Annotated in this window: 21 protein-coding genes, 1 pseudogene and 1 riboswitch; of the genes and pseudogenes, 12 read left to right on the plus strand and 10 right to left on the minus strand. The window is 75.8% G+C overall.

Translation table 11 applies throughout. From position 1 onward, the window contains the following. Nucleotides 1-4: 4 nt before the first annotated feature. The 4 genes from ACGF15_RS17785 to abc-f all read right to left on the minus strand — a co-directional run bounded on the left by ACGF15_RS17785 (nt 5) and on the right by abc-f (nt 3,858). Complete coding sequence (locus ACGF15_RS17785; RefSeq protein WP_345615691.1) at nt 5-496, minus strand: Asp23/Gls24 family envelope stress response protein; 492 nt, start codon at nt 494-496, stop codon at nt 5-7. Nucleotides 497-732: 236 nt separating this feature from the next. Next, on the minus strand, nt 733-1,524 hold the full coding sequence (locus ACGF15_RS17790) for an enoyl-CoA hydratase/isomerase family protein (protein WP_345615692.1): 792 nt from the start codon (nt 1,522-1,524) through the stop codon (nt 733-735). A gap of 136 nt (nt 1,525-1,660) precedes the next feature. After that, nucleotides 1,661-1,882 (minus strand): helix-turn-helix domain-containing protein, encoded by a 222-nt coding sequence (locus ACGF15_RS17795; RefSeq protein WP_256526917.1) that lies wholly within the window; start codon nt 1,880-1,882, stop codon nt 1,661-1,663. A gap of 377 nt (nt 1,883-2,259) precedes the next feature. Beyond that, nucleotides 2,260-3,858, minus strand: coding sequence for a ribosomal protection-like ABC-F family protein (abc-f, locus tag ACGF15_RS17800; RefSeq protein ID WP_256526916.1), 1,599 nt, complete (start codon nt 3,856-3,858; stop codon nt 2,260-2,262). 289 nt (nt 3,859-4,147) lie between these two features. Here abc-f and ACGF15_RS17805 point away from each other — a divergent pair, with 289 nt between their 5' ends. Next, the gene (locus ACGF15_RS17805; protein WP_345615693.1) at nt 4,148-4,555 is read left to right on the plus strand and encodes a VOC family protein; all 408 of its coding nucleotides are present in this window, start codon (nt 4,148-4,150) and stop codon (nt 4,553-4,555) included. 20 nt (nt 4,556-4,575) lie between these two features. Here the strand turns inward: ACGF15_RS17805 and ACGF15_RS17810 are convergent, their stop codons facing one another. From ACGF15_RS17810 to ACGF15_RS17820, 3 genes are all read right to left on the minus strand, one after another. Beyond that, complete coding sequence (locus ACGF15_RS17810; protein ID WP_392799994.1) at nt 4,576-5,982, minus strand: hypothetical protein; 1,407 nt, start codon at nt 5,980-5,982, stop codon at nt 4,576-4,578. Nucleotides 5,983-6,108: 126 nt separating this feature from the next. Next, entirely contained in the window at nt 6,109-7,236 is a 1,128-nt protein-coding gene (locus ACGF15_RS17815; protein ID WP_345615694.1) for a hypothetical protein, read from the minus strand. Between the two features lie 86 nt (nt 7,237-7,322). Further along, complete coding sequence (locus tag ACGF15_RS17820) at nt 7,323-7,997, minus strand: class II aldolase/adducin family protein (RefSeq protein WP_345615695.1); 675 nt, start codon at nt 7,995-7,997, stop codon at nt 7,323-7,325. 222 nt (nt 7,998-8,219) lie between these two features. Here ACGF15_RS17820 and ACGF15_RS17825 point away from each other — a divergent pair, with 222 nt between their 5' ends. From ACGF15_RS17825 to ACGF15_RS17855, 7 genes are all read left to right on the plus strand, one after another. After that, nucleotides 8,220-9,455 (plus strand): inorganic phosphate transporter, encoded by a 1,236-nt coding sequence (locus tag ACGF15_RS17825; protein ID WP_345615696.1) that lies wholly within the window; start codon nt 8,220-8,222, stop codon nt 9,453-9,455. A gap of 9 nt (nt 9,456-9,464) precedes the next feature. Then, complete coding sequence (locus ACGF15_RS17830; protein ID WP_345615697.1) at nt 9,465-9,680, plus strand: hypothetical protein; 216 nt, start codon at nt 9,465-9,467, stop codon at nt 9,678-9,680. Between the two features lie 203 nt (nt 9,681-9,883). Next, nucleotides 9,884-9,953: riboswitch (cobalamin riboswitch) on the plus strand. Between the two features lie 111 nt (nt 9,954-10,064). After that, the gene (locus tag ACGF15_RS17835) at nt 10,065-11,063 is read left to right on the plus strand and encodes a cobalamin biosynthesis protein (RefSeq protein ID WP_345615698.1); all 999 of its coding nucleotides are present in this window, start codon (nt 10,065-10,067) and stop codon (nt 11,061-11,063) included. Further along, nucleotides 11,060-12,565 carry a cobyric acid synthase gene (locus ACGF15_RS17840; protein ID WP_392800000.1) on the plus strand — a complete coding sequence of 502 codons (1,506 nt, stop codon included), beginning with the start codon at nt 11,060-11,062 and terminating at the stop codon, nt 12,563-12,565. The genes ACGF15_RS17835 and ACGF15_RS17840 overlap by 4 nt, the downstream gene beginning before the upstream one ends. A gap of 49 nt (nt 12,566-12,614) precedes the next feature. Further along, a complete protein-coding gene (locus ACGF15_RS17845) occupies nt 12,615-14,669 on the plus strand; it encodes a putative cobaltochelatase (RefSeq protein WP_392800003.1) in 2,055 nt (684 codons plus the stop codon). Then, nucleotides 14,669-15,277 carry a cob(I)yrinic acid a,c-diamide adenosyltransferase gene (gene cobO / locus ACGF15_RS17850; RefSeq protein ID WP_345615701.1) on the plus strand — a complete coding sequence of 203 codons (609 nt, stop codon included), beginning with the start codon at nt 14,669-14,671 and terminating at the stop codon, nt 15,275-15,277. The genes ACGF15_RS17845 and cobO overlap by 1 nt, the downstream gene beginning before the upstream one ends. Next, entirely contained in the window at nt 15,271-16,650 is a 1,380-nt protein-coding gene (locus tag ACGF15_RS17855) for a cobyrinate a,c-diamide synthase (protein WP_392800007.1), read from the plus strand. The genes cobO and ACGF15_RS17855 overlap by 7 nt, the downstream gene beginning before the upstream one ends. Before the next feature lie 44 nt (nt 16,651-16,694). On the opposite strand, the gene ACGF15_RS17860 is transcribed toward ACGF15_RS17855, so the two are convergent. Then, on the minus strand, nt 16,695-17,414 hold the full coding sequence (locus tag ACGF15_RS17860) for a ZIP family metal transporter (RefSeq protein ID WP_345615703.1): 720 nt from the start codon (nt 17,412-17,414) through the stop codon (nt 16,695-16,697). Between the two features lie 89 nt (nt 17,415-17,503). On the opposite strand from ACGF15_RS17860, the pseudogene ACGF15_RS17865 reads away from it, so the two are divergent. Together ACGF15_RS17865 and cobC are read left to right on the plus strand one after the other, a co-directional pair. Then, nucleotides 17,504-17,941 (plus strand): annotated as a pseudogene (locus tag ACGF15_RS17865) (cobalamin biosynthesis protein); the annotation flags it as partial. 91 nt (nt 17,942-18,032) lie between these two features. Beyond that, nucleotides 18,033-19,130: an Rv2231c family pyridoxal phosphate-dependent protein CobC gene (cobC, locus tag ACGF15_RS17870; RefSeq protein WP_345615704.1), complete on the plus strand. Its 1,098-nt coding sequence runs from the start codon at nt 18,033-18,035 to the stop codon at nt 19,128-19,130. A 141-nt stretch (nt 19,131-19,271) separates the two neighbouring features. On the opposite strand, the gene ACGF15_RS17875 is transcribed toward cobC, so the two are convergent. Beyond that, a complete protein-coding gene (locus ACGF15_RS17875; protein ID WP_392800012.1) occupies nt 19,272-20,273 on the minus strand; it encodes an SCO1860 family LAETG-anchored protein in 1,002 nt (333 codons plus the stop codon). Between the two features lie 336 nt (nt 20,274-20,609). Next, on the minus strand, nt 20,610-21,695 hold the full coding sequence (locus ACGF15_RS17880) for an amidohydrolase family protein (protein WP_362609090.1): 1,086 nt from the start codon (nt 21,693-21,695) through the stop codon (nt 20,610-20,612). 172 nt (nt 21,696-21,867) lie between these two features. On the opposite strand from ACGF15_RS17880, the gene ACGF15_RS17885 reads away from it, so the two are divergent. Both ACGF15_RS17885 and ectA read left to right on the plus strand, forming a co-directional pair. Beyond that, a complete protein-coding gene (locus ACGF15_RS17885; RefSeq protein ID WP_345615707.1) occupies nt 21,868-22,965 on the plus strand; it encodes an aminotransferase class V-fold PLP-dependent enzyme in 1,098 nt (365 codons plus the stop codon). 438 nt (nt 22,966-23,403) lie between these two features. Continuing rightward, nucleotides 23,404-23,961, plus strand: coding sequence for a diaminobutyrate acetyltransferase (gene ectA, locus ACGF15_RS17890; RefSeq protein ID WP_345615708.1), 558 nt, complete (start codon nt 23,404-23,406; stop codon nt 23,959-23,961). The last annotated feature ends 9 nt before the right edge of the window (nt 23,962-23,970 follow it).

Below are 23,970 nucleotides of genomic sequence, written 5' to 3' on the forward strand. Positions count from 1 at the left end.
GGGGCTACTGGAGCCGGGGCTCGGGCTCGACGTCGTCCTCGTCGGGGAGCTTGACGTCGCTCACCGCGATGTTGACCTCGACGACCTCCAGGCCCGTCATGCGCTCGACCGCGGAGACGACGTTCTCCCGGACGGCCCGGGCCACGTCGGCGATGGAGACGCCGTAGTCGACGACGATCTCCAGGTCGAGCGCGGTCTGCACCTCACCCACCTCGGCCTTGACCCCGCGTGCCGGACCGGACCTGCCGCCCGCACCGGGAACCCGGTCGCGCACCGCGCCGAAGGTGCGGGAGGCGCCGCTGCCCATGGTGTGGACGCCGACGACGTCGCGCGCCGCGAGCCCGGCGATCTTCTCGACGACGCCGTCGGCGATCGTGGTCCGTCCGCGGACCTGGGCGTCGGCCCGTCTGCCGGGCGCGCTCCGGCGGGGGGCGTCGGCCCCCTGCTCGACGACGGCCGCCTGCGGGGGCCGGTTGCGCTCGCCTGTCTCGCTCATCGCGTGGTCCTTTCACGGAGCGCCGCGGGTGGGCCCGCCAGGACGGCCTCCGGCCTCCCCGCGGGACCGGGCGGCCGGCTGCCGCCCCGCACCGGGTGCGGTGGGCACGGGCCGGAGATCCGGCCCCTGCCCACACTAAGTGCGCCTGCCCCGTTGCGCGCCGGGGATGCGGCAGCACGGAGGAATACCCCCGTCCGCACTCGGCCGCCGGGAGCGCCGGGGGCGGGCGCGCCGTCTCAGTCCGACAGTCCGGCGAGGTCGCGCAGCCGGCGGGCCTGGGCGGCCCGCTCGGCGGCCCGCTGCTCGTCGTAGCCGCGGGCGGTCGCCCCCTGGAGCAGGGCCTTGGTCTCCACCACGGCGTCGCGCGGGGCGGCGAGCAGGGCGGCCGCGAGGTCGCGGACGGCCGCGTCGAGTTCGGCGGCCGGGACGACCAGGTTGGCCAGGCCGGTGCGCTCGGCCTCGTCGGCGTGGACGAAGCGCCCGGTGGCGCAGATCTCCAGGGCGCGCGCGTAGCCGACGAGCGAGACCAGGGGGCTCGTGCCCGCGAGGTCGGGCACGAGCCCCAGGGCGGTCTCGCGCATGGCGAACTGGACGTCCTCGGCGACCACCCGCAGGTCGCAGGCGAGGGCGAGCTGGAAACCCGCACCGATCGCATGGCCCTGGACGGCGGCGATGGTGACGAGGTCGGGGCGGCGCCACCAGGTGAAGGCCTCCTGGAAGGAGGCGATGGCGGCGTCGACCTCCGCGTCGGTGCCGCGGGCCAGGTCGACGAACGACGGCTCTCCGTCGAAGCCCTCGGGAGTGAAGGCCTGCCGGTCGAGTCCGGCGGAGAAGGACTTGCCCTCACCGCGGAGCACGACGATCCGCACGTCGCCCGGGAGCAACCGGCCGGCCTGCGTCAACGCCCGCCAGAGAGCGAAGTCCTGGGCGTTGCGCTTGTCCGGCTTGGCCAGCGTGACCGTGGCGACGGCGCCGTCGACGGTGAGTCGTACACCGTCCTGGTCCAGCAGGGAGTCGTGCGAAGTCATGGGGCGCCTCCGTGGGTGCAGTGGGCCCGCGACAGCGGGCTACTGCACAGTAACCACCCGGAGGACCGTCGGGCCGCCCGGGTGGCCACCGCATCGGGAAAACGGTGTTCCGAAGGAGCCTTTCTGCTGACGGGGCTCAGGTCGAGGGAGCCTTCTTGCCCCTCGTCGCTCCGCCGCGTCCACGCAGGACGACGCCGGACTCGCTGAGCATCCGGTGCACGAATCCGTAGGAGCGGCCGGTCTCCTCGGCCAGCGCCCGGATGCTCGCACCGGAGTCGTACTTCTTCTTCAGGTCTGCCGCGAGCTTGTCGCGCGCGGCGCCGGTCACCCGGCTGCCCTTCTTCAGAGTCTCGGCCACCCGTGCCTCCTCATGGGAAGTGCGCTCTGGACTTCTCATGATCACCCCTCCCGGGCGTCCTGGCCACCCATTCGGCAAGGTCGATGCGGAACTCGTCGCGGCGCACGACACGGCCACCACGACCGGAATGCCGCATTCCAATCGAACGCTTGAGCGCTCATTTTCGGCCATGAAACGAAAAGAGCAGGTCACAGGGGGTCCGTGGAGTCCATGGCGGCAGGAGAGCGGAGGCGGCCCGTCCGCCAGGCGCCACGCCGGGGTACGAGATCGACTCACACAGATGACGGAGTGCGCCTAGGCCGAATGATCCATGGGCGGGTGATCACCGGGGCCCTCCCGGGGCCCCGGCGGTCCCCGGGGGCCTCCGGGCGGGGGTCTCAGGCGAGGGCCACCAGGTCCGCGTAGTCCGCGCCCCACAGATCCTCGACGCCGTCCGGCAGCAGGATGATCCGCTCCGGCTCCAGCGCCTCCACGGCGCCCTCGTCGTGGGTGACCAGGATGACGGCGCCCTTGTAGGTGCGCAGCGCCCCGAGGATCTCCTCGCGGCTGGCCGGGTCCAGGTTGTTGGTGGGCTCGTCCAGCAGGAGGACGTTCGCCGAGGAGACCACGAGGGTGGCCAGCGCCAGACGCGTCTTCTCGCCGCCGGAGAGCACCCCGGCGGGCTTGTCCACGTCGTCGCCCGAGAACAGGAAGGAACCCAGCGTCTTGCGCACCTCGACCAGGTCCAGGTCGGGAGCGGCGGAGCGCATGTTCTCCAGGACCGTGCGGTCCGGATCGAGCGTCTCGTGCTCCTGGGCGTAGTAGCCGAGCTTGAGGCCGTGCCCGGGGGTCACCGCGCCGGTGTCCGGCTGCTCCACCCCGGCGAGCAGCCGCAGCAGGGTGGTCTTGCCCGCGCCGTTGAGGCCCAGGATGACCACCCGGGAGCCCTTGTCGACGGCGAGGTCGACGTCCGTGAAGATCTCCAGCGAGCCGTAGGACTTCGACAGGCTCTCCGCCGTGAGCGGGGTCCTCCCGCAGGGAGCGGGCTCGGGGAAGCGCAGCTTGGCGACCTTGTCGGCGACCCGTACCTCGTCCAGGCCGGCCAGCAGGCGCTCGGCGCGGCGGGCCATGTTCTGCGCGGCGACGGTCTTGGTGGCCTTCGCCCGCATCTTGTCGGCCTGGGAGTTGAGCGCGGCGGCCTTCTTCTCCGCGTTCTGCCGCTCGCGCCGGCGGCGCTTCTCGTCGGCCTCGCGCTGCTGCTGGTAGAGCTTCCAGCCCATGTTGTAGACGTCGATCTGGGAGCGGTTGGCGTCCAGGTAGAAGACCTTGTTGACCACCGTCTCGACCAGGTCCACGTCGTGGGAGATGACGACGAAGCCGCCCCGGTAGGTCTTGAGGTAGTCGCGGAGCCAGACGATCGAGTCGGCGTCGAGGTGGTTGGTCGGCTCGTCGAGCAGCAGGGTGTCGGCGTCCGAGAACAGGATGCGGGCCAGCTCCACGCGGCGGCGCTGACCGCCGGAGAGCGTGTGCAGGGGCTGCCCGAGCACCCGGTCCGGCAGTCCGAGGGCGGCGGCGATCGTCGCGGCCTCGGCCTCGGCCGCGTAGCCGCCCTTGGTCAGGAACTCGGTCTCCTGGCGCTCGTACTGCCGCAGGGCCTTGTCCCGGGTGGCGCCCTGGCCGACCGCGATGCGCTCCTCGTTCTGGCGCATCCGGCGGATCAGCACGTCGAGGCCGCGCGCCGACAGGATGCGGTCGCGGGCCAGCACCTCCAGGTCGCCGGTGCGCGGGTCCTGCGGGAGGTAGCCGACCTCGCCGGAGCGGCTGATGGTGCCCGCCGCGGGGATGCCCTCGCCCGCGAGGCACTTGGTGAGGGTGGTCTTGCCCGCTCCGTTGCGGCCGACGAGGCCGATGCGGTCGCCCTTGGCGATGCGGAAGGAGGCGGACTCGATGAGGACGCGCGCGCCGGCGCGCAGCTCGATACCGGATGCGGTGATCACGGGGGACGTACTCCAGGGCGGTGTCGGACGGCGGAAGGGACGGGGAGCGACGCTTCGACGCCGTCTAATGCGCAAGGAGACAAGCCATACGGGCCAGTCTAGCGGGGCGGGCAAGTGCTTTTCCGCGGTGCGCGGCGGGCCCGGGACGCCCCGGACGGGCCGCTTTCCCGGCCGCACGCAGCGGCATCGGCGGGCGGCGCCCCGGCGGGGGTCACCGCCACCGGGCGGCGGGGGTGCCAGACTGAGACCCGGATCACATCTGCCGCCGAGCATCCGAGGAGTTGGCGCCGTGCCCCACTCTCCGAGCATCTGCCCGACCCTGGTCTACGAGGACGCCAAGGCCGCGATCCGGCAGCTCACCGGGGCCTTCGGCTTCACCGAGCACGCGGTCTACGAGAACGAGGACGGCTCGGTCGCCCACGCCGAGCTCGCCTTCGGCAACGGCATGGTGATGCTGGGCAGCAGGGGGACGGGCACCGCGTTCGACCGCCTGATGCGCGGGGGCGGCCCGGTGGGCGTCTTCGTCCACGTCGACGACGTGGACGCGCACCACGCCCGCGCGGTCGAGCACGGGGCGGAGATCGTGGCGGCCCCCGCCGACCAGGACTACGGCTCCCGCGACTACATGGCCCGGGACCGGGAGGGGAACGTCTGGAGCTTCGGCAGCTACGCGCCCGCGGGTGCCGCGGCCGGGTAGCGCCCGGCCGCGGCACCGGCTCAGACCCCGCCGGTGTGCACCTGGAAGGCCGCGCGGCGCACCGCCTTGGCGAGGGCCGGGTCCGGGTGGGCGGCGGCGAGCGCGACGAGGACCTGCACGGTGCGGGGGTGGCCGCCCGCCCGCACCTCCTCGATGAGGGCCGGCACCGTGCCCTGGACGGCCGACTCCAGGTGCCGCAGCAGCAGCTGGGGCTCCCCGTGGTCGGCCACGGCCGCGGCGGTGTCGACCCAGAGCCAGGTGGCCTCCTCCCGGGTGAGGGCCTCCGCCGCCTCCTCGGGGTCGGCCCCCTCGTACTCGGCGATCCAGAGCAGGGCGTAGGGGCGCAGGGAGGGCTCCGCCGCCGCGGCGCGGACCTCGGCCTCCGCCGGCCCGCCCACCACGCGCAGCGCCTCGAAGGCGAGGCCGCGCAGCAGGGCGTCCTCCCCGCGGGCCGCGGCGAGCAGTTCGCCGACGGCGCTGGAGACGGTGCGCGCCGCGAGCCAGGCCCGGTACTCGGCGCGGGCCGGGCCCGGGGTGAGGCGGGCGCAGCCGCGCAGCATGTCCTCGGCGGACTGCTCGATGTTCCCGGCGGGGCTCTGCGCGGCCACGCAGATCTGCTCCAGCTTGACCCAGACCGCCCAGTTGCCCAGGGGGGTGAGGGTGGCCTGGCCGGGCCCGAGGGTCAGCGCGCCGACCGAGGCCAGGCCCTGCAGCGCCCAGTCGAGCAGCACCGGCACGGGGACGTCCGCGTCCGCGGCGGGCGCTTCGGACTCCGCGGGGCGGGCCGCCGGGCCGCCCTCCGGGTCGAGCGGGTCGCAGCGCTCCTCGCGGAGTTCGGCGACCCGCTGCTCCAGCAGGTCCAGCAGCGCCGGGACGTGCACCGGCCCCGCGGAGAGCTGGAGCAGGGAGAGCAGCTGGGGGACCGCCTCGACGACCTCCGCGACGGCGGCCGGCGCGAGGTGCTCCGGTACGGGGTGCGCCAGCGACCAGGCGTCGAAGAGGGCCACCCAGCCGCGCAGCACGGCCATGTCGTCGCGGTCCCAGGCGCGCAGCCGCCAGCCGGGCCGGGCGGTGTCGCCGTGGATCTCGATCAGCCCGGACAGCCGGGCCCGGTCCCAGCCCGTACGCACCTGGTCCGGGGTCAGCCCGAGCGCGGCCGCGGCCCGCCGGCGCGCCTCGGGAAGCGAGCGGGCCGCTCCGGGACCGCGTTCCACCGCCGCCCAGCGGGCGATGCGGACGGCGTCGGAGAGGAGTGTGCGCGCCTGGCCGGCCAGCTCCGCGGGGGCCGGGGTGCCCTCGGGGGGACGGGGTGCCGGACGGGTGCGCCGGGTCGTCACGGCCCGCCGCGCCGTGGCCAGGGACCCGGGGCGGACGAGTCGGAGTCTGGAGTTGCGCGCCAACTGCTCATCAGGCTTTCGGGACGTCACGGGGAGCAGTCTTCCCGTTGACGGCCCGAAAGCCCAAACGGACTCCGCGAACACGGGTCCGGACAGGCACCGGGCCCGCCGGGGAGGGTGCGCGCGGGGGCGCGGGGGACCTGCGGGGTGCACGCGTCACATGAGGGGGACGAGGAAGCGGCGCACGGCCTCCTCGTACTCCTCGGGTGCGGCGTTCCACATCGCCCCGTGGGGGGCGTCCGCGACGGTGTGGAGGGTGACCAGGTCGGGCCGTTCCGCGGCCAGGCGCCGGGAGTGGTCCCAGGGGGCGAGGGCGTCCCCGGGTCCGTGCGCGACGAGGACGGGTACCCGCACCGCCGCCGGGTCCAGCGCCTCGGCGAGGCCGTCGCGGTGCGGTCCGGTGCGCCCCAGGGCGGCGCGGACCGCGAGCCGGACGAGGGGTGCCGGGGTCCCCCGGGCCGCGGCCAGCGCCCGCACGGTGCCCTCCCAGTCGAAGACCGGGGAGTCCAGGACCAGGCCGCTGATGCGGTCGCGCAGACCGGAGCCCGCGGCGGCCCGCAGGGCCATGGTGGCGCCGGTGGAGAAGCCGTGGACGACGACGCGCTCGGCCCCGTGGCGCACGGCGTGGCGCACGGCGGCGTCGAGGTCGCGCCACTCGGAGTCGCCGAGGTGGCTCAGCCCGTCCGGCGGGCGGGGCGCCCCCGCGTCGCCCCGGTAGGCGAGGTCGAGGACCGGGAAGCGCAGCCGGTGCAGCAGGCCCAGCACGTTGAGCGGGTGCTCCCGGGTGGTTCCGATGCCGTGCACGGTGATCACCCAGGTGGTGCGGTCGCCGGGCACGAACCAGGCGGGCAGCGCCCCGAGTTCGCCGGGCACGAGGACCTCGGAGAAGGGCAGCCCGAGCGCGGAGGCCGGGTCGCCGCTGTGCACCTGGGGGGTGAGGCGGACACGGGCGCCGGTGCCGATGCCGTGGTCCGGGCCGCGCACCAGTCGGCGGACCACGGCGTCCGGGGAGGCGGCGCCGCCGAGGACCGGCCCGACGACGGCGTGGACGCCCGGCCCGGTCAGCCCGTAGAGGCCGGGCCGCAGCGAGGCCAGGCTGCGGGTCAGGGAGATGGTGCCGGGTCCGGTGCCGTGGACGGTGAGCCGGGGGTCGCCCGGCAGGGGCCTGCGCAGGGGCGTCCCCAGGGCGGCGCTGCTCGCGAGGCGACCGGCGGCGACCGCGGCCGCACCGGCGCCGAGAAGGACGGTGGAGACGGCCGCTGCCGTCGCTGTAGCCGGGCGCACGGCTCCAGTGTGGGCGGGCCCCGGGGGGCCTGCCAGCGGAGGGCGCCCGGGCGGGGGCGGCCCCTCAGCGCTCCCCGGGCGGGTCCTCAGCGCTCGCCGGGCGGGTCCTGGCCGTAGCCGCGCAGCCGGTCCGCGGTGTCCGCGAGCTGCGCGGCGTCCAGCAGGCGGGGGGTGCGGCCGGGGACGGAGGCGGCCGCGAGCCAGACCCGGCACATCCACTCCAGCTGGACCGTGCGGTCGAACGCCTGGTCGAGGGTGTCGCCGAGGGCCACGGTCCCGTGGTTGCCGAGCAGGCAGGCGGTGCGCCCGCGCAGGGCCCGGACGGTACGACGGGCCAGTTCCGCGGTGCCGTAGGGGGCGTACGGAGCGACCCGGGGCGGGCCGCCGAGGGCGGCCGCCATGTAGTGGACCGGGGGGAGCTCGGTCACCAGGGTGGAGACGGCGGTGGCGTGCACGGCGTGGGTGTGCACCACGGCCCGGGCGGGTGTGGCGCGGTACACGGCCAGGTGGAGGGGGAGTTCGCTGGTCGGGGCGAGCCGGCCGAGCACCCGCGTCCCGTCGAGGTCGACGCCGACGGCGTCCCCGGGGCCGAGCCGGTCGTAGGGGACGCCGCTGGGGGTGGCCAGCACCGTGTCGCCGACGCGGACCGAGACATTGCCGGAGGTGCCCGCGACGAGTCCCTCCGCGGCGGTCCTGCGGGCGGTGGCGACCAGTTCCCGCCACGCCCTGTCGATCATGTCCCCGCGCGCCTCGTCGGTCATGGGCCGATCCTGCCAGCACCATGTCCCGGTGGAACAGGCACCACAGAGGACGGCGGAGGGTGTTCGAGTGGCCACCGGGCACGGCCGCCGACGCGACCCGCACACAAGCGGAACCACGGGACCCTGTTTGGGGACACCGCAACGCCCGACCCAGTTCACCTTCCGTTCACCCAGGTTGCCTACGGTCCACGCGTCAGTAACGTCAAACGATTGCCTGGGTAAATGGAACACATCACTCTGCTGCTCGCGATTGTGATCGTGACAGCGCTGGTGTTCGATTTCACGAACGGTTTCCACGACACCGCGAACGCGATGGCGACGACCATCTCGACCGGCGCGATGAAGCCCAAGTCCGCGGTGGCCATGTCCGCCGTTCTGAACCTCGTCGGAGCCTTCCTGTCGGTGGAGGTCGCCAAGACGATCTCCAGCGGACTGGTCGACGAATCAGGCATCTCACCCGAAGTCATCTTCGCGGCGCTCGTCGGCGCCATCCTCTGGAACCTGCTGACCTGGCTGGTCGGCCTCCCCTCCAGCTCCTCCCACGCGCTGATGGGCGGCCTGATCGGCGCCACCGTGGCCTCGGCGGGCTTCTCCGCCGTCAACGGCGGCGTCGTGGTCACCAAGGTCCTCATCCCGGCGATCGCCGCCCCGCTCGTCGCGGGCATCGGCGCCATGTTCGCCGCGAAGCTCACCTACCGGATCGGCCGGAACACCGACGACAAGCAGACCGCCAAGGGCTACCGCGCCGGCCAGATCGCCTCCGCGGGCCTGGTCTCCCTCGCCCACGGCACCAACGACGCCCAGAAGACGATGGGCATCATCACCCTCGCCCTGGTCGCCGGCAACGTCCTCTCCCCCGGCTCCAACCCGCCCCTGTGGGTCATCGTCTCGGCCGGCCTGGCCATCGCGCTGGGCACCTACCTCGGCGGCTGGCGCATCATCCGCACCATGGGCAAGGGCCTCACCGACCTCCAGCCCCAGCAGGGCTTCGCCGCCCAGACCAGCGCCGCCAGCGTCATCCTGGCCTCCTCCAACCTGGGCTTCTCGCTGTCGACGACCCACTCCTGCTCCGGCGCCGTGATGGGTGCGGGCCTCGGCCGCAAGGGCGGTGTGGTCCGCTGGTCGACCGCCACCCGGATGTTCGTCGCCTGGGGGCTGACGCTCCCCGCCGCCGGCCTGGTCGCCGCACTCTCCGAGTTCGTCACCAAGCAGGGCGACTGGGGCGTGGCCGTGGTGGCCGTCTTCCTCGTCGCCTCCTCCCTGGCGATCTGGATCGTCTCCCGCCGCCAGGTGGTCGACCACACCAACGTCAACGAGGCCGAGGAGGGCCCCGCCGACGAGCCCGCGGGCGTCGTCACCACCGCCATCGCGGCCGTCGCCCCGCCGCCCGCCGGTGAGGCCACGTCCCCCGTCTCCACCCCGGCCGAGCCCGAGCCGGCCCGTCCGGCCGCGGTCTAAGGAAGCAGTATGAAGATCGACTGGGTAGCCCTCGGCTCCGTCTTCGGCGTGAGCCTCGTCGCCACCGTCGCCCTGGTGGCCCTGTTCACCCTCGGGGTCATCGGCCTGACCAAGCAGGAGTCGGCCGCGGGCTCGGGCGCCGCCCTGGCCCGCACCGGTGCCTACGCCTGCTTCGCGCTCTGCCTGGCGGCCGTCTCCTTCGGCATCTATCTGATCGTCGTCTGAGCGGTGTCCGCCTGACGGCTTCGAGGACCGCCCCGGGTGCCCCGCGCACCCGGGGCGGTCCCGCGTGCCGGTACGCCCGGCCCGGACCGGGCGCCTCCCCGCGGCCACGGGGCGCCGCATCCTCTCCCGCCGCAGGTCAGGGGTGAGTTGACGGGCGTTCGCGGCCATGGTGGACTGCCGGGGCCATACACGGCGGCAACAGGAGAGGAAGCCCGGTGGAAATCCGGCGCGGTCCCGCCACTGTGACCCGGTCGCCCGGGGAGCCAGGAACTCTCGCCGCCGTTCGCTCCGGACCAGGGCGCGGACCCTGAGTGAGGACTCGCCACATGCCCGGCCGCGGTTCAGCCCTGCCGTTCCGACACCCCTCCCGGGGACACTGACCCCGTGCGTGCCGAACGGATCTTCCCGTACGGCGCCGCCGCCGGACTCGCCGCCGACCTGCTGATCGGGGACCCCCGCACCGGCCACCCCGTGGCCGCCTTCGGACGCGCCGCCGCGGCCGTCGAGCGCCGCCTGTGGCGCGACGACCGGGCCCGCGGCGCGGTCCACACCGCGGTGTGCGCCGGGGGCGCCGTCGCGGTCGCGGCGCTCGCCGCACGGGCCGTGCGCCGCTCCCCCGCCGCCTCCGTGGCCCTCACCGCCGCCGCCACCTGGGCCGTCGTCGGCGGGACCACCCTGGGCCGGGAGGCCCGAACGGTGGGCGCCGCGCTGGCCGCCGGGGACATCGAGGCCGCCCGGCGCAGGCTCCCGCACCTGTGCGGGCGCGACCCGGGGGCCCTGGACGCACAGCAGCTCGCCCGCGCGGTCGTGGAGTCGGTCGCCGAGAACACCTCCGACGCCGTCGTCGGCGCCCTGGTGTGGGGGGCCGCGGCGGGGGTCCCCGGGCTCGTCGGCTTCCGCGCCGTCAACACCCTGGACGCCATGGTGGGCCACCGCTCACCGCGCCACCTGCGCTACGGCTGGGCCTCGGCGCGCCTCGACGACGTCGCCGGGTGGCCCGGGGCCCGGCTCACCGCCGCCCTCGCGGCCCTCGCCGGCCCCGACCCGGCCGGAGCGCTCCGCTCCTGGCGGCGGGACGCCGCCCGCCACCCCAGCCCCAACGCCGGCCCCGTGGAGGCCGCCTTCGCCGGCGCGCTGGGCGTACGGCTGGGCGGGACCCTCGCCTACGGCGGCCGGGTCGAGCACCGGCCGGAACTCAACCCCGGCGGGCGGCCGGTGGAGCATGCGGACATCGACCGGGCGGTGCGGCTGTCGCGCCGGACCGGGACACTGGCGCTCGCCGTCTGCGCGGGCGCCCGGCTGGCCGCGGGGGCGCTGCTGCGCCGCCGCGCCCGGCGGAGCGGGGCGGCCACCGGGGCGGCCCCGGAGGGGAGGCGGGGATGAGCGGCGGGCTGCTCGTCGCGGGGACGACCTCGGACGCGGGCAAGAGCGTGGTGACGGCGGGGATCTGCCGCTGGCTGGTCCGGCAGGGCGTGAAGGTCGCCCCGTTCAAGGGCCAGAACATGTCGCTGAACTCCTTCGTGACCCGGGAGGGCGCGGAGATCGGCCGGGCGCAGGCCATGCAGGCCCAAGCGGCCCGGGTGGAGCCGACGGCGCTGATGAACCCGGTGCTCCTCAAGCCCGGCGGGGACCGCTCCAGCCAGGTGGTGCTGAAGGGGCGGCCGATCGGCGAGATGAGCGCCCGCGGCTACCACGGGGACCGCCAGCGGGAGCTGTTCGAGCCGGTGATGGCCTGCCTGGAGGAGTTGCGCGCCACCCACGACGCGGTCATCTGCGAGGGCGCCGGGTCCCCGGCCGAGATCAACCTGCGGCGCACCGACATCGTCAACATGGGCGTGGCCCGGGCCGCACGGCTGCCGGTGGTCGTGGTCGGCGACATCGACCGCGGCGGGGTGTTCGCCCAGTTCTTCGGCACCACCGCGCTGCTGGCGCCCGAGGACCAGGAGCTGGTCGCCGGCTACCTGGTGAACAAGTTCCGCGGGGACGTCTCGCTGCTGCAACCGGGGCTCGACATGCTCCACCGGCTCACCGGCCGCCCCGTCCACGGGGTGCTGCCCTACGCGCACGGCCTCGGCATCGACGAGGAGGACGGCCTGCGGGTCTCCCTGCGCGGCGCCGTGCGCGAGTCGGTGGTGGCCCCGCCGGTCGGCCGGGAGCTGCTGCGGGTCGCCGTCTGCGCCGTGCCGCTGATGAGCAACTTCACCGACGTGGACGCCCTGGCCGCCGAACCGGGCGTGGTGGTGCGCTTCGTGGACCGCCCGGAGGAGCTGGCCGACGCCGACCTCGTGGTCGTCCCCGGCACCCGGGGCACGGTGCGCGCGCTGGACTGGCTGCGCACCCGCGGACTGGCCGACGCCCTCGCCCGCAGGGCGGCCGAGGGGCGGCCGGTGCTCGGTGTCTGCGGCGGGTTCCAGGTGCTGGGCGAGCACATCGACGACGAGGTGGAGTCCCGTGCCGGTGCGGTCCCGGGGCTGGGGCTGCTGCCGGTCCGGGTGCGCTTCGCCCGGGAGAAGACGCTGGCGAGGCCGTCCGGAGCGGCGCTCGGCGAGGCCGTCGAGGGCTACGAGATCCACCACGGGGTGGCCGAGGTGCTGGGCGGCGAGCCCTTCCTGGACGGCTGCCGCGTCGGAGCGGTGTGGGGCACCCACTGGCACGGCTCCCTGGAGAGCGACGGCTTCCGCCGGGCGTTCCTGGGCGAGGTGGCCCGGCAGTCCGGGCGCCGCTTCGTCCCCGCCCCGGACACCTGCTTCGGCGCCCTGCGCGAGGAGCAGCTCGACCGGCTCGGCGACCTGGTCGAGGAGCACGCCGACACCGGTGCGCTGCTGCGGCTGATCGAGCAGGGCCCGCCCGCGGGCCTGCCGTTCGTCCCCCCGGGCGCGCCGTGAGCGCCGCACCGGCCGAACCGAGAACCCTCAGCGACGTGAAGGAGCGATCATGAGCACCCGCTACCCGTTCACCGCGGTCGTCGGGATGGACGACCTGCGGCTGGCGCTGCTGCTCAACGCCGTCAGCCCCGCGGTGGGCGGCGTGCTGGTACGCGGCGAGAAGGGGACCGCCAAGAGCACCGCGGTGCGGGCCCTCGCGGACCTGCTGCCCGAGGTGGCGGTGGTCGCGGACTGCCGCTTCTCGTGCGACCCCGCCGCGCCCGACCCCGGGTGCCCCGACGGCCCGCACCCGGCCGCCGCCCCGGACTCCCGTCCGGCGCGGATGGTGGAACTCCCCGTGGGCGCCTCGGAGGACCGCCTGGTCGGGTCCCTGGACATCGAACGCGCCCTCGCCGACGGGGTGAAGTCCTTCGAGCCGGGCCTGCTCGCGGACGCCCACCGGGGCATCCTCTACGTGGACGAGGTCAACCTGCTCCACGACCACCTGGTCGACCTGATGCTCGACGCCGCGGCGATGGGCGCCTCCTACGTGGAGCGCGAGGGTGTCTCCGTCCGGCACGCCTCCCGGTTCCTGCTGGTCGGCACGATGAACCCGGAGGAGGGCGAGCTCCGCCCGCAGCTGCTCGACCGGTTCGGGCTGACGGTGGAGGTGGCCGCCTCCCGCGACCCGGACCAGCGGGTGGAGGTCGTCCGCCGGCGGCTGGCCTTCGACGATGACCCGGCCGCCTTCGCCTCCCGCTGGGCCGAGGACGAGGAGGAGCTGCGGGAGCGGGTCCGCCGGGCGCGGGAGCTGCTGCCCCGGGTGGCGCTGGGCGACACGGCACTGCGCCAGATCGCGGCGACCTGCGCGGCGTTCGAGGTCGACGGGATGCGCGCGGACATCGTGATGGCCCGGACGGCCACCGCGCTGGCGGCCTGGGCGGGCCGCTCGGAGGTCGTGGAGGAGGACGTGCGCCGGGCGGCCCTGCTCGCGCTGCCGCACCGCCGCCGCCGCAACCCCTTCGACGCGCCCGGCCTGGACGAGGACACCCTGGACGAGACGCTGTCCCGCTTCGGCGGCGAGGACGAGCCGGACCCGGACCCCGACCCCGGGCCGCCTCCCGGCCCCGGCGACGACGGGGGCGGTGGCGGTGTCCCGCCGCAGGGCGAGGGCCCCGCGGCCGACGGTGCCGCGCCCGATCCGTCCGGGACCGGCCCGGAGGCCGGCGGTGCCCCCGGGCCGGACGGGCGGCAGGCCCCCGGGGGCCCGGGGGGCGGCGAGCAGCGGCCCGTCCCCGCCGCGGACCCCTTCCGGGCGCGGATGTTCAGCGTCCCGGGCCTCGGCGACGGGGCCGCGGGGCGGCGCTCCCGGGCCCGTACCGAGCACGGCCGCACCACGGGCGCGCGGCGGCCCCGGGGCGGGCTGACCCGGCTCCACCTGGCCGCCACCGTGCAGGCCGCCGCCCCCCACCAGCGCGCACGCGGCCGCGCCGGGGCGGGCCTGGTGGTCCGCCGGGACGACCTGCGCCAGGCCGTGCGGGAGGGCCGGGAGGGCAACCTCGTGCTGTTCGCGGTGGACGCCTCCGGCTCGATGGCCGCGCGCCGGCGCATGGGGGCCGTCAAGGGCGCGGTGCTGTCGCTGCTGCTCGACGCCTACCAGCGCCGGGACAAGGTCGGGCTGGTCACCTTCCGCGGCCGGGACGCCGAGCTGGCGCTGCCCCCGACCTCCTCGGTGGACGCGGCGGCGGCCCGCCTCGGCTCGCTGCCGACCGGCGGGCGGACGCCGCTGGCGGCCGGGCTGCTGAAGGCCCGTGAGACGCTCCGCGTGGAGCGGCTGCGCGATCCCGCGCGGCGCCCGCTGCTCGTCGTGGTCACCGACGGCCGCGCCACCGGGGCGGGCGACGCCTTCGGCTCGGCGCTGCGCGCGGCCCGGCTGCTCGCCGCCGAGGGGACCGCGTCGGTCGTGGTCGACTGCGAGTCGGGGTACGTGCGCCTCGGTCTGGCCGGCACCCTCGCCGGCGAACTCGGCGGCACCGCCGTCACCCTGGACGAGCTGCGCGCCGACTCGATCGCCGGCCTCGTGAGGGACGTCCGCACCGCAACCACCGCCAGGAGGGCCGCCTGATGCCCAAGGGACAGCCGTCCGTCGTCCCGGACGACGGACTCACCACCCGCCAGCGCCGCAACCGGCCGCTCGTGTTCGTGCACACGGGCGTCGGCAAGGGGAAGTCGACCGCCGCCTTCGGGCTCGCCCTGCGGGCCTGGAACCAGGGCTGGCCGATCGGGGTGTTCCAGTTCGTGAAGTCGGCCAAGTGGAAGGTCGGCGAGGAGAACGCGCTGAAGGTCCTCGGTGCCAGCGGGCAGGGCGGCACGGTGGCCTGGCACAAGATGGGCGAGGGCTGGTCGTGGATCCAGCGCACGCCCGCGGACGGCGAGCCGGCCAACGAGGACAAGGCCCGCGAGGGGTGGGAGCAGGTCAAGCGCGACCTCGCCGCCGAGACCCACCGGCTGTACGTGCTGGACGAGTTCGCCTATCCGCTGCACTGGGGGTGGATCGACACCGACGAGGTGATCGAGGTGCTGCGCACCCGGCCCGGCACCCAGCACGTGGTGATCACGGGCCGCAACGCCCCCGGCAAGCTGGTCGACTTCGCCGACCTGGTCACCGACATGTCCAAGGTGAAGCACCCGATGGACACCGGCCAGAAGGGCCAGCGGGGCATCGAGTGGTAGCGCGTCTCGTCATCGCCGCGCCCTCCTCGGGCGCGGGCAAGACCACGGTGGCGACCGGTCTGATGGCCGCGTTCGCCGACCGCGGGCTCGCGGTGTCCCCGCACAAGGTGGGCCCGGACTACATCGACCCGGGGTACCACGCGCTGGCGACGGGCCGCCCGGGGCGCAACCTGGACGCCTACCTGTGCGGTCCCGAGCTGGTGGGCCCGCTGTTCGCCCACGCCGCCGCGGGCTGCGGGCTGGCCGTCGTCGAGGGCGTGATGGGCCTGTACGACGGCGCGGCGGGCCAGGGCGAGCTGGCGTCGACCGCGCAGGTGGCCAAGCTCCTGCGGGCTCCCGTGGTGCTGGTGGTGGACGCCTCCTCGCAGTCCCGCTCGGTGGCCGCGCTGGTGCACGGCTTCGCGTCCTGGGACCCGGAGGTCCGGATCGGCGGGGTGATCCTCAACAAGGTGGCCACCGACCGCCACGAGCGGTTGCTGCGGGAGGCCCTGGGCGGCTCCGGGGTACCCGTGCTGGGCGTGCTGCGCCGGGCTCCCGCGGTCGAGACGCCCTCCCGGCACCTGGGGCTGGTCCCGGTGGCCGAGCGGCGCGCCGAGGCGGTCGGGGCGGTGCGGGCGCAGGCGGAGCAGGTGCGGGCCGGCTGCGACCTGGACGCGCTGCTGGCGCTGGCCCGCTCGGCCCCGCCGCTGGACGCGGCCCCCTGGCGCCCGGAGGACGGACTGGCAGAGGGCGGAGCGGCCGGGGGCGGCGGGGAGCGGCCGGTGGTCGCGGTGGCCGACGGTGCGGCCTTCACCTTCTCGTACGCGGAGCACGTCGAGCTGCTGCGGGCCGCGGGGGCGCAGGTCGTGCCCCTCGACCCGCTGCACGACGAGCGGCTGCCCGAGGGCACCCGCGGTCTGGTCGTCGGCGGGGGCTTCCCCGAGGTGTACGCGCCGGAGCTGTCGGCGAACGAGCCCCTGCGCCGGGACGTCGCCCGCCTCGCGCTCTCGGGTGCGCCGGTCGCGGCCGAGTGCGCGGGCCTGCTCTATCTGGCGCGCTCCCTGGACGGGCGGCCGATGTGCGGGGTGCTCGACGCCGAGGCGCGGATGTCGCCGCGGCTGACGCTCGGGTACCGGGAGGCGGTGGCCCTGGCGGACAGCCCGCTGGCCGCCGCGGGTTCCCGGATGCGCGGCCACGAGTTCCACCGCACGGTGCTGGAGCCGGGCGCGGGCCCGGTGCCCGCGTGGGGCATGGTCCGTCCCGAGCGGCGGGTGGAGGGCTTCGTCCAGGGCGGCGTGCACGCCAGCTATCTGCACACCCACTGGGCGTCCCGCCCCGGTACGGCGTCCCGGTTCGTGGCCGCCTGCCGGGCGGGCGCGGGACACCGGGTGTGAGGGCGCGCGGGGGCGGGCTCCGGGCGCGGACCGCCGGTGGCCGGTCATCCGGCCAGGCCCACGACGAGCCAGACGAAGCCCACGCCGCCGACCGTGCACAGCAGGGTGGATCCGGCGGGACGTTCCGCGTGGGCCTCTGGAAGGATCTCGGCGGCGGCCAGGTACAGCAGCACTCCCCCGAAGAAGCCGAGGTAGCCGCCGAGAAGCGCCTCGGGGAAGGCGAACAGCAGGGTGGTGGCCGCCCCGGCGACGGGGGCGAGCGCGGCCGCGAGCAGCATCAGCTGCGCCCGGCGCCTGGTGTTGCCGTAGAGGCTGGTGACCGTGTACGTGGTGAAGCCGTCGGCGAAGTCGTGGGTGACGACGGCGAGGGCGACGGTGGCTCCCATCCCGCCGCCGATCTGGAAGGCCGCGCCGAGCGCCACACCGTCCATCAGGCTGTGGAGCACCATCGCGGACGCGGCCGCGACGCCCGTGCGCGGATCGCGTACCGCCGGCCCGTCCGCCGTCCGGCGGGCCGCGGGCAGCCGCTGGGCCAGATGCGCGACCAGGAAGCCCGCGACGAACAGCAGCAGGCCCCGCGGCACCCCGAGGAACGGCCCGCCGGCGGCCGCCAGGGCCTCCGGCAGGAGTTCGAGCCCGACCACGCCGAGCATCAGCCCGCCCGCGAGGCCGAGCACCAGCGGCCTGCGGCCGGTGGCGCGCTGCGCCGTCCAGCCGCCGAACAGCGTCATCAGGAACGCGCCGAGCGCGACGAACACCGCCATGCGCCCTTGCTAGCCCATCCGCGAGGGCGTCCGCACCCCGCGGGCCCCCCAGTCACCCGGTTGCCCCGGATCGGCTCCCGGGGCGAGCGGTGAGCGGGCCGGGTGCGGTGCGGGACCTGGTGGTCGGCGTCGGGGCCTCGCGCGGGGCGCCGCTCGCGGAGGTGGAGGGGCTGGTCCGACGCTGTCTGCGGGAGGCGGGGCTGCCCGCGGAGCGGGTGGCGGCGCTGGCCACCCTGGACGCCCGGGCCGGGGAGCCCGGGGTGGTGGGCGCGGCGGAGCGGCTGGGGGTGCCGCTGCTGGCCTACCCGGCGGGGGAGTTGGCCGCGGTGGAGGTGCCCGGAGGATCCGCGGCCGTGCTGGCGGCGGTGGGCACGCCCTCGGTCGCGGAGGCCGCGGCCCTCGCCGGGGGCGGCGAACTGCTGCTCCCCAAGCGGGTGTCGAGGCCGGCCGGGCGCCGGGCCTCCGCGACCTGCGCGATCGCGCGGCGGAGCGGGAGTGTGCTCCCGGGCACTGCCGGGATCGGCCCTTACGAGCCATGATGGCCTGCGTGCGTTCTTCCCCCCACGTTCACGAGGAGACCCATCGTGTCGATCCCCCCTGCACCCTTGCGCGGCGGCCATGTACACCCGCGCTGACCTCGACGAGGGCGGCGAGCGGCCCGGGACGCCGGCCCCCGTCCACGACCTGCGCCACCACGGGGACGCCGAGGTGCGCGACGGCGCCGCCGGTCTGGTCGACCTCGCGGTCAACGTCCGCGCCGGCACACCGCCCCGCTGGCTGCGGGAGCACATAGCCGGCTCCCTGTCCGCTCTCGCCGCCTATCCCGACTCCCGGGCCGCCCGGGCCGCGGTGGCCGCCCGGCACGGGCTCCCCGAGGAGCGGGTGCTGCTGACGGCGGGTGCGGCGGAGGCGTTCGTCCTGCTGGCCAGGGCGCTGCGGGTGCGCAGACCCGTGGTCGTGCACCCGCAGTTCACCGAGCCGGAGGCCGCGCTGCGGGACGCGGGGCACGAGGTCGGCCGGGTGCTGCTGCGGCCGGAGGAGGCGTTCCGGCTGCGGCCGGAGGCGGTCCCGGAGTCGGCGGACCTGGTGGTCGTCGGCAATCCGACCAACCCCACCTCCGTGCTGCACCCGGCGGAGCTCCTCGCCCGGCTGGCCCGCCCGGGGCGGGTGCTGGTGGTGGACGAGGCGTTCATGGACGCGGTGCCGGGCGAGCCCGAGGCGCTGGCCGGGCGCACCGACGTGCCGGGCCTGGTGGTCCTGCGCTCCCTGACCAAGACCTGGGGGCTGGCCGGGCTGCGGATCGGGTACGTCCTGGCGGAGCCGGGCACGGTCGCGGCCCTGGAGCGGGTCCAGCCGCTCTGGCCGGTCTCGACGCCGGCGCTGGCCGCCGCGGAGGCGTGTATGCGCCCGGCGGCGCTGGCGGAGGCGGAGCGGGCCGCGGCGGAGGTCGCGGCGGACCGGGCGCACCTGCTGGCCGGGCTGGCGGAGTTCGACGAGGTCCGCGCCGTCCCGGACGCGGCGGGGCCGTTCGTGCTGGTCCGGGTCCGCCGGGCAGCGGAGGTGCGCGAGGTGCTGCGGGGGCTCGGTTTCGCGGCCCGCCGGGGCGACACCTTCCCGGGCCTGGACGGCGGGTGGCTGCGGCTGGCCGTGCGGGACAGGGCGACGACGAATCGATTCCTCCAGGCTCTGGACCAGGCTCTGACGGCGGTGGGCTGAGCGGTCCGGGCGCCGCCCGGTCGGGCCCCTCCCCCCTCGGTGGGGCCCGACCGGGCGCCGGACGGGCGCGTCGCCGGACGGGCGCGGAGCGGCGGGGTGCGCGGGCGGTCCGCGCCCCCTCGCCGCTCCCGCGGCCCGGTGTCAGCCCTGGCCGCGTGAGCGGCGGCGGGCCAGGACGCTCGCGGCGGCTCCCCCGACGAGCAGCACACCGGCGGCGCCGGCGAGGTACGGGGTGGTGGAGCTGGCGCCGGTCTCGGCCAGGTTCTGCGTCGGCTCGCCCGCGGACTGCACCGAGATGTTGTTCTCCGGTTCCGCGGGCGACTCCGCCTCCTCACCGGGCTCGGCCTCCTGCGCGGGCTGCTCGGGCCCGGTCTCCTCCTGCGCGGGCTTCTCCTCCTCGGCCGGGGCCTGGGGCGAGGTGCAGGTGGCCTCGGCGAGCGTGATCTCGCCCTCGACCTCGGCGACGTTGAGCTCCAGCGGGTCGACGGACACCTTCAGCTGCAGGGCCGCCGCCGCGGCGGTGGTGGAGGTGGTACTGGTCTTCGACAGGTCGAGGGTGACCTTGCCGACGGCCGGGACGTCGACCACGGTCGGCCCGCCGGCGCTCAGCGTGACCTTCTTGCCGAGGACCCGGACGTGCCCGAGGACGTTCGCGGCGGCGGTGGGCTGCTTCCCCGCCTCGCAGCTCACCTCGGAGGTGACCTGCCGGAGTTCGATCAGGGAGAGCAGCGGCAGGCCGGGCACGTGCACCTTCGCCTGCACCAGGGTGCTGGACGCCTCGGCCCGGCCGCCCTCCACGGCGGCCTCGGCGGTGGCGGTGTCCGCCCGCAGGATCCGGATCGGGCGCCCCTTGTCCACGCCGTCCAGGGTCACGCTGAGCGCGGTCTTCTCGGCGCTCTGCGGGGCTTCGACGGCGTTCAGGGTGGTCCGGAGCGGGACCTGGACCGTCTTGTCGAGCAGCCCCACGTCCAGCCCGGCGCGGAGCACGACCGCGGAGGCCTCGCCCCCGGTCGGGCCGTCGGTGGCGTGCGCGGGCGCGGCGAGGGCGAGCGGTCCGGCGGCCAGCACCCCCGCGGCCAGCACGGCGGTGGTGCGGCGGGCGGGGACGCGGGCGGACGGCGCACGGAAGGTGTTGCTGTTCACGGTGGTGGAACCCCCACAGAAGACATGGCGCCGCCGAACGCCCGCGGGGACGCGCGGGGCCCTCGTCCGGCGGCGAAGACACCCAGATCTTTACGCACGGAGGGTGAACACAGGGGCACCTGACGTGAGTTCACCCCAAAGGGGGGTTTCCGCTTCGGTATTCGATTCCCGAGGCATGTGCGTTCGCTCCCGCCCCGTCCGTCACTCCCCCGGGGTGGTGCGCCCGGCCCGCGTGCGGGCGCACCGCGCCCGAGGCCGTGCGTGCGCCGAAAGTGTTTCAACGGTCGCGACGGGCCGGAGGTCACGGCCGGTCAACACGGCTGCACGGCACCGGCCTCAGCCGACGATCCGGCCGTTGAGCACCACCCGGCGCGGTCCGGCCAGGGCGCGGACGTCGGCGCGCGGATCCTCGTCGTACACCACGAGGTCGGCAGGGGCGCCCTCCTCCAGTACCGGGCGGCCCAGCCACCGCCGGGCGCCCCAGGTCGTCGCGGAGAGCGCCTCCACGGGCGGGATGCCCGCCCTGACCAGCTCGCCCACCTCGTCGGCGACCAGCCCGTGGGCCAGCGAGCCCCCCGCGTCGGTGCCCACGAAGACGGGCACGCCCGCGTCGTAGGCGGCGCGCACGGTGTCGTAGCGGCGCTCGTGGAGCCGGCGCATATGGGCCGCCCAGCGCGGGAACCTGGCCTCGCCGCCGTCGGCCAGGTGCGGGAAGGTGGCGATGTTGACCAGCGTGGGGACGATGGCCACCCCCCGCTCGGCGAAGAGCGGCACGGTCTCCTCGGTCAGCCCGGTGGCGTGCTCGATGCAGTCGATTCCGGCCTCCACCAGGTCCCGCAGCGAGTCCTCGGCGAAGCAGTGGGCGGTGACCCGGGCGCCGAGCCGGTGCGCCTCGGCGATCGCGGCCTCGACGGCCCCGCGCGGCCAGCAGGCCGTGAGGTCGCCCTCCTCCCGGTCGATCCAGTCGCCGACGAGCTTGACCCAGCCGTCGCCGCGGCGCGCCTCGCGGGCGACGTAGGCGGTGAGGTCGCCGGGCTCGATCTCGTGGGCGTAGTTGCGGATGTAGCGCCGGGTGCGGGCGATGTGGCGGCCCGCGCGGATGATCTTCGGCAGGTCGTCGCGGTCGTCGATCCAGCGGGTGTCGGAGGGCGACCCCGCGTCGCGGATCAGCAGGGCGCCCGCGTCCCGGTCCGCGAGGGCCTGCTTCTCGCTGGTGGCCGCGTCCACCGGCCCGTGCCGGTCGAGGCCCACATGGCAGTGGGCGTCGACGAGGCCCGGGAGCGCCCAGCCGCGCACGGTGACCGCCTCGGCGCGGGGGCGCTCGTAGGTGATCCGGCCGTCCACCACCCAGAGCTCGTCGCACGCCTCGTCGGGGCCCGTGAGCACCCGCCCCTCCACCTTCAGCACCGTGTGATCGCTCATACAAGGCAGGGTACGAGGGCCTCGGTAGGCTCGGCCGGGGCCGGGCCGCCCGGCCGCGGGCGCGGACGGACGGCGGCGCGCCGCCGGGCACCCGCCCCGGCAGCGCGCCGGGGCCCCGCCTCCGGCCCTCCCGGGCCGGCCGAGCCGACGAGCCAGAGAGCCGAGCACCGCCGTGACGCACCCCCTGCTGGACCTGCCGCCGCTGACCGCTGCCCGGTTCGCCGCCATCGAGCGCCGGGTCGCCGCCCTGCTGGAGACCCGGCAGGACGTGGTGATCATGCAGGGCGAGGCGCTCCTGCCGCTGGAGGGCTGCATCCGCGGCGGTGCCCGCCGCGGCTCGACGGCCCTGAACATCGTCACCGGGCCCTACGGCCGGACCTTCGGCGACTGGCTGCGGGACTGCGGGGCGGAGGTGGTCGACCTGGCGGTCCCGTTCCACACCGCGGTCACCGCGGAGCAGGTGCGGGCGGCGCTGGCCGCCCGCCCGGAGACCGGCTTCGTCTCGCTGGTCCACGCCGAGGCCGCGACCGGCAACACCAACCCGGTGGCGGAGATCGGCGAGGCGGTCCGCGCCCACGGGGCGCTCCTCATGGTCGACGCGGTGGCCTCCGTGGCCGCCGAGCCGCTGCGGGTCGACGCCTGGGGCGTCGACCTGTGCGTGATCGGCGCGCAGAAGGCGATGGGAGGCCCGGCGGGCGTCTCGGCGGTCTCGGTGAGCGACCGGGCCTGGGAGCGGATGGCCGCCAACGCCGGGGCGCCGCGGCGCTCCTACCTGTCGCTGCTGGACTGGAAGGAGCGGTGGATCGACACCGGGCGCCGGGCACTGCCGCACGCCCCCGCGCAGTTGGAGATGCTGGCGCTGGAGGCGTGCCTGGACCGCATCGAGGCGGAGGGGCCCCGGGCGGTGCGGGAGCGCCACGCCTCGGCCGCGGCGGCGGTCCGTGCGGGCGCGGTGGCGCTCGGTGGCGGTCTGGCCCCCTTCGTACGGGAGGCCGCCGAGGCCGCCCCGGTGGCGACGACCCTGCGGGCGCCGGAGGGGGTCGACGCCGGGGAGCTGGTGGCGTCGGCGCTCGCCTCGGACCCCTCGCTGCCGCTGGTGGCGGGCGGCGGGAGCCTGGCGAAGGAGCTGGTCCGGGTCAACCACCACGGTGCGGACGCCACCCGCGGCACGGTCCGCTCCTCGCTGGCGGCCCTCGGCGCGGCGCTCGCGGCGCAGGGCCGGGCGGTGGACGTCGAGGGCGCGCTGCGGGCGGCCGACGGCTGCTGGTGAGCGGGCTCCGGCCGGGCGGTGCCCGGCCCTGCGCCGCGGTCCGCCGCGGTCCGCCGCCGGAGCCTCCGGCCGGGCGACGCGCGGATAATGCGGAAAGTAATAACAGAATGCGCGGGGGCATCCTCCGTGCAACACCCGCAAAACACCGCGAGCGAATTCCCATGGATAGCTCCCCACATTCTGCTGCCCCCGATTCCGGAGGCTAAACCCGCGGATTCCCAACGATTTCGTTGACACTTCGGGGGCGTGTCACGGACGTTTCGCGAGTGTGACCGACACCACACAAAATTTGTTTTGCCCCCAAATGTCCGTGCGTACCGGGGCAAATCGCCACCCGGGCAGCCGGGAGGTCGCGCCCGCGCGATAACACATACCGGGGCGCCACCCAACCCCTCCGCCCGATGCAATCTCGAAATTTGCTCGGTAAATTCAATTCGCATGACCGCCGCACAAGAAGACCTTGTACGAGCCCGAGACGCATTCCCGGATTCCGGCGCAGAGCCGGAGCCTTTCGAGATCGACACCCCACGAGTGGAGGACGGAGCCGCGATCTGGCGCATCGCCCGCGACTCCGAGGTCCTGGACCTCAACTCCTCGTACAGCTACCTGCTGTGGTGTCGCGACTTCGCCGCCACCTCGATCGTGGCACGCGGACGGGACGGCGAGCCCCTCGCCTTCGTCACCGGATACGTACGGCCCGACCGGCCGGAGGCCCTCGTCGTCTGGCAGGTCGCCGTCGACGCGGCGCACCGCGGGCGGGGCCTGGCCGGCGTCCTGCTGGACGCACTGACGGCCAAGGTCACCGGCGGTCGCGGGGTCCGCGAGATCGAGACCACGATCACGCCCGACAACACCGCGTCCGACCGGCTGTTCACCTCCTTCGCGGAGCGCCACGACGCAGCGCTGCGCCGCGAGGTGCTCTTCGACGGCGGGCTGTTCCCCGAGGGGACGCACCAGCCGGAAGTGCTCTACCGCATCGGCCCGCTCGCAGCCTGACCCCCCCAC

The organism is Streptomyces sp. NPDC048001, from assembly GCF_043203115.1.
GTDB lineage: Bacteria > Actinomycetota > Actinomycetes > Streptomycetales > Streptomycetaceae > Streptomyces > Streptomyces sanyensis.